This is a genomic window from Terriglobus albidus (genome assembly GCF_008000815.1).
Lineage (GTDB): Bacteria > Acidobacteriota > Terriglobia > Terriglobales > Acidobacteriaceae > Terriglobus > Terriglobus albidus_A.
Genome location: NZ_CP042806.1, coordinates 893,499 through 905,762, shown reverse-complemented (window position 1 = coordinate 905,762; position 12,264 = coordinate 893,499). Strand labels below are relative to the sequence as shown.

Sequence of the window (12,264 nt, the reverse complement as noted above, 5' to 3'; positions counted from 1 at the left end):
GAAAATTTCCTTTCCTTCTCCGTAGGCAAGCGTCACCGGGCTGATGTACTATTCCCGCTCAACTGCTTCCCGGAGGGATGCGCTTCTGACCCCGCAACGCCATCTCCGCTGCTACTTCCCCGTGTACGCACTTCCCGGCATGGGTCCGTTTCCCTATGGAGCCATGCAGGCTATTCGCGATGCCGGTTACGAAGGCGTGCAGTTTCACGACCCACTGCATGGGCCTGAGCTAGAACAGGCGCTGAATCTTGGTCTCGGAGCAGCCGGTACCGGCCACGTCAAAAGTGCGCACGACGCCATTCGTCTCGCCTCAGAGGCGCGGCTGGCCGGCCTGGAAAGTGTTACGGTCGGTCTCGGCACAGGTTTGGAAGAGGATGATGTGGCTGTGCGTCTGATTGAAGCTGTGTTGAATGCCTCCGTCAAGTACAGCGTGCCGCTCTATGTGGAGACGCGGCGCGCAACGCTCTTTCAGGATATGTGGCGAGCCGTGACATTTCACCGCCGCTTTCCGATGCTGGAGTTCAACGGGGACTTCTCGCACTGGTACACCGGCCAGGAGATGGTCTTTGGTGGTTTTGAGGAGAAGGTCGCGTTTCTGCAGCATCTTCTCGGCAGTGTGCGTTTTCTTCATGGCCGTATCGGCGATTCTGAGACGATGCAAGTCAACCTCGGAAGCGGCGACATCGATATCCATCCCGGCATTGCTCATTTCCGCGCTCTGTGGAGGCGCGTGTTTCGAGGCTTCCTTACGTCAGAGACAACGCGTCAACCCTTCCTGACTTTTGCGCCAGAGCTGCTGCCGCCGCGAAGCACCACTGCGGAGGCGCGTGAGGAGTTCGACCGCTGGCAGCAATCGTTGCTGCTCTGCCGCATCGCGAAGGATTGCTTCAGGGAATCGGTGCTGGAGCTTGGCCGGCCTTCGGCCGATGCCGTGAAACGTGTGCGGCGTACGGCATAGTGAATACTGGATTTCCGGCAAAATTATTTGAGTAGGAACCGGGTGGGAGCAGCGGGCTTCAGCCCGCTGATAAAGGATTAAAAGTAAATGGGCTTTAGCCCTGGGCCTTTTCTTAGTGGACAGAGAAAGCCCAGGGCTAAAGCCCAATTCATTCTTGATCAATAGACCGTGGGCTAAAAGCCCACGGCTCCCACCCGGTTCGAGCTTCGCTCAATGCCCATGTCCCCGAGGGACATAGGGCACCGGTGTATAGGTCTCGATCCGATCTAGTTCTTCGGAATCTCGCTGGCCGGAACCTTCATGTAACGAATCGTGAGGCGGCGCCAGGTGTAGGTGATCTGCAGGTCGCCGTTCGAGTCCACGATCATGGCTGGATAGCTGTACTGGGATGGCCCCTCTTCCAGTACCTTGAACATCCGGAAGTGTTCGCCGTCCGTGCTCACCGCCAGATTGATAGGCGACCTGCGGTTATAGCTGTGGTTGTAGATCATCACGATACGGCCGTCGTTCAGGCGTACGGCGTCGATGCCGGAGCTGGGATTCGGCAGATCGATATAGCGCGCCTGCGTCCAGGTCACGCCGTTATCCATCGAATCGGCTACAGCAATCCGGGCCGCCTGGCTGTGACTGCGTGCATACAGGCGAAGATGCTTCTTCCCCATGTCCACGATCGCCGGCTGAATGATGCCGATGTTGGTGGATGGTGGCGGATAGAGCTTTTCGTCGGCTCCGTTGACGCCTTCTCCTTTGGCAACATTCCCAAGCGCCTGAGCCGCCTTCGCCTCCGCGGTCGGCAGATCGAGCGAGTCCGGAACGGTAATGGGCCCAATCTTTGCCCATGTTTTGCCGTTGTCAGTGGAGCGCTCAATCCACGCGGCCCAGCCTGCGGCACTCTCAATCGAGCTGCCGGCGACAATGGTTCCATCGGCCAGGATAAGGGGCTTGGCGCGCACCGGGCCGATCAGGCCGGCGGGCAGCTTCTCTACCTTTGACCAGGTCTTGCCTTCGTCGTTGCTGGACATACGGGCCGCTGCCCATTCCGCCGGCGCTTTGCCGTACTTGTAGTAGAGCCAGAGGGTTCCATCCTTTGTATGGAAGAGCACCGGGTTCCAGCAGGGAGTATTGGGCTCGCGCGCCAATTCGACTGGTTTGGACCAGCCGGAAGCGTTACGGACTGCTCCCCAGATGGCGACGTCATTCGCGCCCTCCCTGGCTCCGCCGAACCACGCGGCCATGAGCGTGTGGTCTTTCAGTTCCACGATGGTCGAGGCATGGCTCTCAGGAAAGCTGGTCGAGCCCGGCTGAAAGATGAACTCACTAACCGTTTGGGCAGTGGCTGGAAGAAACGAGGCGACAAGAACGGCAGCGGAAAGCAGATGACGCAGACGCAAAGCAGTTAAACCTCCGCGTATCAGGATACAGTCGGAAGGCCTACATGTTCACCATCATTTGTCGACAAATGATCGGCAAATTGAACGCAGTTGCGTCCATTCATTTTCGCGCGGTAAAGAGCGCCGTCGGCCCGGCCCAGAGGAAACTCCACGTCGCCGCTCCATTCCAGGCTATCCATGGTGAATGCGCCGATGCTGACGGTGATGTGCAGCGGCCCCGCGGAGGTTTCGATCGGCTTCGAGCGCACTGCATCCAGAATGTCGCCGGAGCGGTGACGAAGCTGCTCGCTTCCGCAGCCGCTCAGAACCAGAACAAATTCCTCACCGCCGTAGCGGCCCACTCCATCAAAAGGGCGGATAGCCTGCTTAAGACGATGCGCCAGCTCACGGAGGACCTGATCGCCCACCAGGTGTCCATGGACGTCGTTCACCTGTTTGAAATGGTCGACATCGCAAAGCAGAATCGAGAGGGGCGTGTGCTCACGCCGGCAGCGGGCCATTTCGACCTTCATGAAGTTCAACACTGCTCCGCGGTTCAGCAGGCCGGTCAGGGCATCGTGTGTGGCTCGCATCCGCATCTCTTCCCGGGCCTCGACGAGCTTATCTTCGAGCATAAGAATCCGCAGGCCGGTGCGTAGGCGGGCCTTCAGTTCCTCCGAGTTGCATGGCTTTGTCAGGTAGTCATCCGCGCCCGCCTCCAGGCCTTGGATGACGTCGGTGCGGTCCTGACGCGAGGTGAGCAGCGTCAGATAGACGTATGATCCTTCCTGGCGAGCGCGAAGCTGCCTGCAGACCTCGGGACCGTCGATGCCGGGCATCATCCAGTCCAGAAGCGCCATGCGAGGTCCATCCTTATGCGAGAGGGCATCGAGCGCGCCGCGGCCATCGGCTACGGTCATCACCTCATACCCACTCTGCGTCAGAATCTTTTCCATCAGACGACGCGATACCGCATCGTCATCAGCGACCAAAATCCTCAACGTGCTGCCTCCTGGCACATCCCTTCGAGCGCAATCTCGACGCGTGGCAGCTCGGCTTCAAGTTGATCGGTCATTACGGTGGCGCGCGCCATGTCTCCTTCGCCGCCAGCCATCTCAATGCCTGAAGCAAAGTGATAGGCCTGCATTGCGGAAAGGTTGCCCAGCGCGCTCTTGAGGGCGTGCCCTGTACGCTTTACCTCTTCGTGATCGCTCAGGGCAAGGGCGCTTCTCACGGCTGCAAGCTGGCCCGGCCATGTATCGCGGAAGATGGCAAGAAGTTCGGCCAGAAACGCACGGTCGTTATCGATACGTTCCATCAGCTCTTCTTCATGCACCGAGGCTGGCGATGTGCTCGCTGGGTCGTCCTCCATTTCGACATCTCTGACGGAGACAAAATTATCCAGCACTTCATCGAGCTCCTGCTGGCGCAGCGGCTTGGAGAGATAGCCATCCATGCCTGCCTCGAGACAGCGCTCTTTATCGCCCTTCATGACAAGCGCGGTCATGGCAACGACGGTCTGATGTGCTCCGGTCGCGGCCTCGCGCCGGCGAAGCTCGCGGGTCGCCTCCAGGCCATCCATCTCGGGCATCTGTACGTCCATCAGCACCAGATCGAACTTTCCACGGCTCAGAGCCGCCAGGGCTTCGCGGCCGTTGCCTACAACAACGACCCGATGACCGCGCTTCTGCAGCAGACGTGTCGCCAGCATCTGATTGACCTGGTTGTCCTCCGCCAGCAGGATATCCAGGGTGCGGGCGGGGTCCAGCTCTTCCAGCAGCGAAGTGCGGGTAATCATCGGTGTCTCCTTTCCGCGGATACCATCATGTAACACGCGTGCGATGGCGGCGCGCAACTCGCTTTGGCGAATCGGCTTCAACAGATATGCCGAGATCCCCAGTTGTTCGCAGCGTACTGCGTCTCCCTTCTGTCCACCGGAGCTCAACATCATGATGGTTGCGGCGTTGCCCGGGTTTAATTGCAGCCGTTGCGCAAGGTCGAAGCCATCCATCTTCGGCATGTGCATATCGGTCAGCAGAAGCTCATAAGGACGCTGCGCCTGGTTCGCTTCATCGATCATGCGCAGCGCCTCTTCGCCACTGGCTGCCGAGTGCGGCTGCATGCCCCATCGCAACAGCATGCCTTCCAGAATGCGGCGGTTGGTCCGGTTGTCATCGACGACAAGGGTGCGGGCGGGGGGCAGGCTGTCGTCTGTGACCGGGACTGCAGGAGCCTGCGGAAGCTCCTTTGCCAGGCGCAGCACAATGCGAAAGTGGAACCGGGAACCCACTCCTGGCTCACTTTCAACCCACATGTCGCCGCCCATCATCCGGGTAAGGCGGCGTGAGATTGTCAGACCTAGGCCGCTGCCGCCGTACTCTCGCGTGGTGGAGGTATCAGCCTGGGTAAAGCTCTCGAAAATGGCCTTCTGTTTCTCAGGAGGAATGCCGATACCGGTATCCGCGACGATGAAGTGCAGGCGGACGTGGTCCTCGTCTGCACCGAGCGCCTCGACGTGGAGCGCGATTTCGCCCTCATGGGTGAACTTAATGGCGTTGCCGAGGAGGTTGATCAGGATCTGCCGCAGCCTGCCAGGGTCGCCGTGAACGCTTTCAGGAGCGTTGGCATCGACATCGCACAGCAGCTCAAGGCCCTTTTCGTCGGCACGGAGGGCGAGTGTCTTGAGAGCGCCTTCCATGCACTCGCGCAGATCGAAGTCGATCTCTTCCAGGTCAACCTTGCCGGCCTCGATCTTCGAGAAATCCAGAATGTCGTTGATGACGTGCAGCAGGGCATCGGCGGAGAGTTTGACCGTCTCAAGATATTCGCGCTGTTCGCCGGTGAGCTCCGTCTCGAGCGCAAGTTCGGTCATGCCGATGACGCCGTTGAGCGGCGTGCGGATCTCGTGGCTCATGTTGGCGAGAAACTCACTCTTGGCGCGGTTGGCAGCCTCTGCCTGCGCTTTGGAGGCTTCGCGTTCCTGTTCGACCTGCTTTCTCTCGGTAACGTCGCGAACAAAAGCTGCAACCAGCTTCGAGTCGTCCCATGCGATCTCTGAGAGCGTCATCTCGGCCGGAAAAATGTGACCATCGCGATGCCGGGCGCTGACTTCCAGGCGCGCCTGGATACCGCGTTGCTCGCGTTCGGCCAGAAGCTCGCGCAACGCTCCGGTTCGGTGGTCGTCATGAACGATGAGATCGCCGATGGTCTTGCCCAGGGCTTCTTCGCGGGTCCAACCGAAAGTACGCTGTGCCTGTTCGTTCCAGTCGGTAACAGTTTCGTTTGGGTCAATCTCGAGGAAGGCGTCGAAGGCAGACTCGACGATCAGGCGATACCGTTGTTCGCTGCTCTGCAACTGCAACGCCTGCTGGGCAAACCGGCGGTCTACCGTCGCGGTCAGGAAGACCAGCCCAAGAAGCAGGACAGTCGTCAGGGTAATGGTGAAAACGCCGAGATCGGAGATATTGATGGCATGGCGTAGATCAACCTCTGCCATCGGAATGGGCATAAATCTTGCAGCCGCCATGCCGGTGTAATGCATGACCGGGATCGCTCCGCCCATGACAACAGCGGTGAGAACCTTGCGCCAACCCCAGCCGCTGGTCGTTGCCCCGCGAAAAACGTAGCCCATGCAGATGGCAACGCAGGCGATAACGATTGCGATGACAACGGAGAGTGCGAGCAGACCCAGGTGGTAGTGGCACATGGCCGGCATCCGCATGGCTTCCATGCCGATGTAGTGCATGGAGGCGATGCCGCCGCCCATCAGAATGCTGCCGATGGTGATCCGGAGCAGGCCGACTTGCTCCCTGCTGACGATGAAGAGTGCAATCAACGAGGCAACAACCGCGGCCGTCCACGAAAGCGCGACCATGGGCCAGTCATACAGCACCCTGAAGGGCAGGGTGAAGGCCAGCATGCCGATGTAGTGCATGGCCCAGATACCGGTTCCCATGGCGATGGCGCCGCCCAGCAGCCAGATCTGGCGTACTGCGCCCCGAGAGGAACTGACGCGGCCGGAGAGATCCAAGGCGGCGCCAGCGGAGAGAATCGCGATAAAGACAGAAAGGACGACCAGACTCAGGTCATAGTGACCGGACACAACTGTCGACATATTCATTGGGGATGTTTCCTTTTGCACCTCTCCCACACGTTGAAACAGCAGGACTCTCAACTAACGAAGACAAAGCCGCCGGCGGGGCAGACGCTGGCGAGGGGAGGGGTTGCGATTTCCATGCTATATGCAGCCGTGCTCCTTGGGGAACCACCAGGTGGACTTCTCGAAATCGATTTCCCAACACGGTACTGTCCCGGCGATCCGTCCGGCGGTACTGCTAGATGAGTGAAATAGCAGCTTGACGATAATTTTGCTTGCTGCAAACGCCGCGGCGTACGTAGCCTCAAGAGTACTTTCAGCCTGAGCTATGAGCCGCCGCGTTGTTTCCGCCCTGTTTTTGTCTGTTACGACCCTCTGGAGCCATGCCCAAGGCTCGTCGACCTGCACCGGCCTCTGCCAGCAGCAGGTCACCTGTCCCTCCGGACAGACGACCTCAATCAGCGGCAAGGTCTACGCCCCCAACGGTATCTCTGGCTGGTTGGCCTTGCTTCAGGGCTCCTGCTTCTGGTCTGCCGTCGCCGTGCGGGACAGGTCGTGCGGTTTCGTTGATGCTCGTCGTCCTGGCAACACTCGGTGTAGGAGCTGCCGGTTGCGGCGGAGAGGCCCCCGCGCAGAATGCCAGCTATACCGGTCCGGGAGACTATACCTACACGGCCACCGTCACGGATGGCTTCCTGACCCACACGGCGACCTACAGTCTGCACGTTACTGCTAAGTAAGTGCGGAGCTTGGTGGAGCTCGCTTTGAAGTGATGAGTCGGCGATGAAAGCTCGAATCGGATGGGAGCCGTGCGCTTCTAGTGTCCTGAGTCTAAAGTTCTTTGACACCCACCCAACAAAAATCCGTAACGTATCAAGAACACCTTTCATCGAATCCGTATGCAACTACCCGACCTTGCAGCAATCAACAAAGCGACACTGATCGTCCGCTCCGTGATGCCGCCTACCCCCCAGTACACCTGGCCATTGCTTAATGCGCGCACCGGCACGGAACTGTGGGTAAAGCACGAAAACCACTCTCCGGTAGGCGCATTCAAACTTCGCGGAGCGGCTGTCTACATGGATTGGCTGAAGCATAGCCAGCCGGCCGTTACAGGCGTCATTGCAGCGACTCGGGGAAATCATGGACAAGGTGTGGCGCTTGCCGCTACTCGCCTCGGCTTAACGGCCGTAATCGTCGTCCCGCACGGCAACAGTCGCGAAAAGAATCGAGCCATGGAAGCTCTCGGCGCTGAGCTTATTGAGCACGGCGATGACTTCCAGGCGGCGCTCGAATATGCCATGCACCTGGCGGAAACCCGAAACCTCCATTTCTTGCCATCGTTTCATCCGCTGCTGGTACACGGAACCAGCACATATGCGCTCGAGTTTTTGACTGCCGTTCCCGAGCTGGACACCATCTATGTGCCTATCGGAATGGGATCTTCGATCTGCGGAATGATCGCTGTTCGCAACGCTCTCGGATTGAAGACAAAGATTATCGGTGTGGTTCCCACGAATGCGCCGGCATTCGCTCTCTCCTTCCGCGAGAAGAAAGTGGTGCCTGCTTTAGCCAACTCACCGCTGGCGGACGGCCTGTCATGCCGTTTGCCAGACGCAGAGGCCCTTGAGACCGCCCTCGCAAATGTCGATCACATCGTCGAAGTCGGCGAAGAGGAGATCGCTACAGCCATGCGTGCGTACTACCAGGACACTCACAACGTCGCAGAAGGCGCAGCGGCAGCCGGATTAGCAGCCGTCCTGCAGGAAGTCGCCTCTCTCCGCGGCCTTCGCGTGGGCGTTGTCCTGACAGGCAGCAACGTCGATCAGGAACTCTTTATCGGAGCGCTTAATACGACTTAGAAGCTGGCGTCTTGAGTTAAACGTTCTTGCCAAAAAGTTGTCATCCTGAACGAACGGGGTCCCCGGCCAGCTTTGCTGGCGGGGGTGGTGAAGTGAAGGACCTGCTTTTTAAATCTTCGGTCGGCGAATGCACTTCACGATTTACAACGCAATTAATCAAAGGGGGCGGTATTTGCCGCTCCCTTCTGTTTGCGCGAAGCGCGAACGCTTTGCTCCGGGGCCCCAACGAACTCGTTCGCTGGGATGGTGTCCCCTTAGGGACATGGGCTCGGCCTTCACTTTCCCAACACGGGTATCAATCTTTTCTGAACCCGTCATTGGGAGAGGTGGAAGCCATCTCTTCAATGCACTCGCTTCTCCGGATGCAGATCATGACACGACGCGCAGCTCTTCTGTAGCGCTAGATAACTCTCCAACGCATGCTGCGTCTCCCCATTCTTTGCCTGTGAACCAATCTTCTCCGCCAGCTCAATCGTTCCCTGGTTGATCTTGAGCACGTCGTCGAAACCCTGCTCCTTCCATACCGCCTGATCCTGCTGCAGCAACCGCACAATCTCACCGCTCAACGCTGCGGTCTTCGCGCCATCTTTCGTATCCAGCGCATCACGCAGATCGTCACGCATATCCTGCAGCGCATCCATACGCGCACGCAGCTCTGTAAGCCTATCCGCTGTTACAGCAGCCCCCAACGTGGAGGTCGCCATCAGTGTGAGCATCAGTAGACGTCGCATCGCGTTCCTCCGGTGCTAATCAGGAATCGAGGTAACCGCCGGATGATTCTTATCCGGCGGAGGAGGAAGCGGCGCCAGCTTTCCGTAACCACGCTGTCCATCCGGCCCAATCGGCCCAGGCCCCGGACCAAGGTGCGGCGCGTCCACGTTATCTTCCGCGCAGGAGTACTCCTTCACCTCATCGCCCGGCTTACCCAGAAGCCACGTGCGCTGATAGTGAACCGGCTCGGTGTAGAACTTCGGATCCGTCACCGTCATGTCGACGTGGATATGACCGATGTCGGGCCGCGTCCAGCGCTCCACGACATGCTGCTGATCGCTATGCGGATTGCCGTTCTCATCCGCCCACGTTCTCTGCTCCTTGAACGCGCTGGAGTCGACTACAAACGTATCGCCCTCCCAGGATCCGATCTCCTCACCGAAGAACGACGGATCGGGATCCTCCGCATGTTTGCGGCCATCAAAAGGAACCAGACGATAGGTCGTGTACCAGTAGAGAAAGACAGCATGGTCCGCTCCCTGCAACAACTGAAAGGGAAGCCCACTTGCATTGTGCCGCGGCAGACCTCCCACGATGCACACCGCTTCCGGATCAACCGTGTGTTCCAGGTTGTACTTCAGCGCAGCTTCCCCGGCAGGCGTAAAGGGAAGCTTGTATCCCGGATAGTCTTTTCCAAGATTTCCCGTGGGCTTGTCTTTCTTCGACGGAATCCAGTAGCCCGAAAGATCCGGATGGCCATTCAGTCGCGGCGCCGGCCCTTTCGGCAGGTCCGCTTCATTGCGCGAAAACGGAGAGTTCTCACGGCCGGTGACGTCCAGAGCCTTCTCTTTTTTCTGTTGAGCCCACAGGCCGGCAGTGCCGGAGAGGCACGCCACCAGAGACAGGGCTGCACTTAAGCGCAAGATAGCTTTCATCAGGGAACCCTTTTCAGTCAACCTGAAACGATGCGCCGTCGCAGTTAGAGACGAGAGCTCGCACAAGGTCTTTCGTTATTGCGGATGAGATTCGTAAGAGGCGAACCGGGAATTACCGGCAAACGCATGGGCGCAACTGTCTAGCGACAGGCGCAACAACAAAGCGTTAGTTCGAGCGATCGGCGGCTGAACATGTGCAAACCGTAGAGCAAATCCTCTCACGCGTCAAGCCCGAGGGTGTGTCATCAAACCGGCTGTACGGAAGAGGTAGAAGTTCTTAAGGGGCGTAATCGGTGGGAGCAGCGGGCTTCAGCCCGCTGATTGGAAGGCATAAAACGACCGGGCTTTAAGCCCTGGGCCTTTGCCTCTGTTTTCTGAAACAACCCAGGGCTAAAGCCCAATTTCTCCTACCCAATACACCGTGGGCTAAAAGCCCACGGCTCCCACCAGATTCGAGCTTCGCTCGAATATCCTACCCAGCTCTGTCGCGATGGATGGGGCACCCAGGATTCGAATTTCGAAATTTGCCTACTCCCATATGGCGAGCCTGATGGCACACCCTATGCTTGACACCATGTCGGCCTCAACTTAGAGTGCAGCTATGCATCCGCTCCGCGCCATGCTTGCTTGTTGTTGCTCCCTCCATCGCTAAATGGACGGGCGACGCACGCATCGGCGCGCAAGGAATATGCGGAATTCACTGTAATTCCGGCATCTCCTCACATCGCAAGGTTTAGAAGCCCGTTCCTTTCGGAAGCGGGTTTTTCGTTTTAAGCGACATCCCAACAACACAGGAAAGACACCATGAAGAGCAGATTGCTTCTCTCGTCTCTTGGTGCATTGGCGCTCGCATCCGCCAGTGCGTACGCCCATCACTCCTTCTCCGCCGAGTTCGACGGCAACAAGCCCGTTCGCCTGGTCGGCAAGCTCACTCGTGTCGAGTGGACCAATCCGCACTCGTACTTCTACGTCGACATCACCGACGCGAAAGGCGCTGTCACCAACTGGGGTTGCGAAGGCGCCGGCCCAGGTGCACTCAGCCGCCGCGGCTTCAAGAAAGGCGATCTGAAGGTCGGTGACACCATCGTCGTGGATGGCTATCGCGCCAAGGATGGTTCGCATCTCATCGACGCACGCCGCGTGACGCTGCCCGACGGACGCAGCATCTACGGTGGAACGCCCGGTGACGGCGGCCCCGGCGATGACGGCTCAGTCCAGGGAGCTCTGCCCAACACCGTGAAGCCGGCGAAGTAACTCGGATGGCTATGCCTCTGCTGCAGCACATCTGTCAGGTCATCTATGACTCGCAGATCGGAACCTCGATCCGCGAGTCAGAGTACCTGTTCTCCATCATCGAGTCCGTCCACGTGCTCGCCATTGCGTTGCTGGTCGGCACCATCGCCATACTCGACCTGCGTATGCTTGGCGTCGTGTTGCGCGATGTCTCAGTCACGCGCATCGCGCGTGCCGTCTTTCCACTCACGTGGTCCGGCTTCGGCGTGATGTTTGTCAGCGGCCTCTTGCTCTTCTGGGCAGAGGCGGCAAAGAACTATACGAACCCCGCCTTCCGCATCAAGCTCGTATTGCTCGCGCTGGTAGGCCTGAACCCATTGATCTTTCACACGACGGTCTATCGCCGCGTGCAGGAATGGGAGACGGCTCGCTTCTCACCCTGGCGTGCGCGCGCCGCCGCATTTGCTTCCCTCACGCTCTGGTGCGGCATCATCGTCGCCGGCCGGGCGATTGCCTATTTCTGAAAGGCTCGCCAATGCTTCGCCTCTGGTTTGTCGCTCTCGCTCATTCTTCGCTCGGCCAGTTCATGCAGAACTCGCGCTGGGGCTTCGCGGCAGTGGAAGCCATTCACCTGCTGGCACTTACGCTGCTCGGAGGCTCCGTCCTCGTTCTGGATCTTCGCCTGCTTGGCCTGATTCTGCGGCGCGAATCTCCACGCATGCTGAACCGCGATCTCAGCCGCATCCTGCTCAGCAGCCTGGCGATCCTGGTGCTGACCGGCGTCGCCCTGGTCTCGGAAGAGGCCTTGAAGTGCTACTACAACGCCGCCTTCCGCTGGAAGATGGCCCTGCTCGCCGCAGCCGTCCTCTTCTACTTCACGCTCTACCGCCGGGTCGTTCTTACCCTGGGCAGCGCCGCGACCCTGGCCTCCCGCATCACTGCGGTGGTCTCGCTTTCATTGTGGCTGGGGGTTGGTGTCGCCGGACGCGCCATCGGCCTGATCTGACACAAAACCTGACGCAAAAGCCTGACACAAAACGGGTATGGTGCAAAAAGAATTGACACAAAAAGACGACAGGGGAGTGGTTAGAGAACCACT

At 58.9% G+C, this 12,264-nt stretch carries 11 protein-coding genes; 6 read left to right on the top strand and 5 right to left on the bottom strand.

Going from position 1 to position 12,264, the window contains the following annotated elements; genetic code table 11:
- The first annotated feature begins 163 nt into the window (after positions 1–163).
- Positions 164–958, top strand: a complete 795-nt coding sequence (locus FTW19_RS03785; RefSeq protein ID WP_147646402.1) for a hypothetical protein — start codon at positions 164–166, stop codon at positions 956–958.
- Positions 959–1,224: 266 nt separating this feature from the next.
- Here FTW19_RS03785 and FTW19_RS03780 read toward each other — a convergent pair whose 3' ends face one another.
- Genes FTW19_RS03780 through FTW19_RS03770 form a run of 3 tightly spaced genes read right to left on the bottom strand, consistent with a single transcriptional unit; the run spans position 1,225 to position 6,442 of the window.
- Positions 1,225–2,349 (bottom strand): sialidase family protein, encoded by a 1,125-nt coding sequence (locus FTW19_RS03780; protein WP_187143240.1) that lies wholly within the window; start codon positions 2,347–2,349, stop codon positions 1,225–1,227.
- A 20-nt stretch (positions 2,350–2,369) separates the two neighbouring features.
- Entirely contained in the window at positions 2,370–3,329 is a 960-nt protein-coding gene (locus FTW19_RS03775) for a GGDEF domain-containing response regulator (RefSeq protein WP_147646401.1), read from the bottom strand.
- Positions 3,326–6,442, bottom strand: coding sequence for a response regulator (locus FTW19_RS03770; protein WP_187143238.1), 3,117 nt, complete (start codon positions 6,440–6,442; stop codon positions 3,326–3,328). The genes FTW19_RS03775 and FTW19_RS03770 overlap by 4 nt, the downstream gene beginning before the upstream one ends.
- Positions 6,443–6,993: 551 nt before the next feature.
- On the opposite strand from FTW19_RS03770, the gene FTW19_RS25685 reads away from it, so the two are divergent.
- Both FTW19_RS25685 and FTW19_RS03765 read left to right on the top strand, forming a co-directional pair.
- Positions 6,994–7,164 (top strand): hypothetical protein, encoded by a 171-nt coding sequence (locus FTW19_RS25685; RefSeq protein WP_187143236.1) that lies wholly within the window; start codon positions 6,994–6,996, stop codon positions 7,162–7,164.
- 159 nt (positions 7,165–7,323) lie between these two features.
- Complete coding sequence (locus FTW19_RS03765; protein WP_147646399.1) at positions 7,324–8,286, top strand: threonine dehydratase; 963 nt, start codon at positions 7,324–7,326, stop codon at positions 8,284–8,286.
- A gap of 341 nt (positions 8,287–8,627) precedes the next feature.
- Here the strand turns inward: FTW19_RS03765 and FTW19_RS03760 are convergent, their stop codons facing one another.
- Positions 8,628–9,017: a hypothetical protein gene (locus tag FTW19_RS03760; protein ID WP_147646398.1), complete on the bottom strand. Its 390-nt coding sequence runs from the start codon at positions 9,015–9,017 to the stop codon at positions 8,628–8,630.
- Between the two features lie 15 nt (positions 9,018–9,032).
- Positions 9,033–9,932 (bottom strand): hypothetical protein, encoded by a 900-nt coding sequence (locus tag FTW19_RS03755; protein WP_147646397.1) that lies wholly within the window; start codon positions 9,930–9,932, stop codon positions 9,033–9,035.
- An 804-nt stretch (positions 9,933–10,736) separates the two neighbouring features.
- On the opposite strand from FTW19_RS03755, the gene FTW19_RS03750 reads away from it, so the two are divergent.
- Genes FTW19_RS03750 through FTW19_RS03740 form a run of 3 tightly spaced genes read left to right on the top strand, consistent with a single transcriptional unit; the run spans position 10,737 to position 12,171 of the window.
- Entirely contained in the window at positions 10,737–11,186 is a 450-nt protein-coding gene (locus tag FTW19_RS03750; RefSeq protein ID WP_147646396.1) for a DUF6152 family protein, read from the top strand.
- 5 nt (positions 11,187–11,191) lie between these two features.
- On the top strand, positions 11,192–11,689 hold the full coding sequence (locus tag FTW19_RS03745; protein ID WP_147646395.1) for a DUF6644 family protein: 498 nt from the start codon (positions 11,192–11,194) through the stop codon (positions 11,687–11,689).
- Between the two features lie 11 nt (positions 11,690–11,700).
- Positions 11,701–12,171 (top strand): DUF6644 family protein, encoded by a 471-nt coding sequence (locus FTW19_RS03740; protein ID WP_147646394.1) that lies wholly within the window; start codon positions 11,701–11,703, stop codon positions 12,169–12,171.
- The last annotated feature ends 93 nt before the right edge of the window (positions 12,172–12,264 follow it).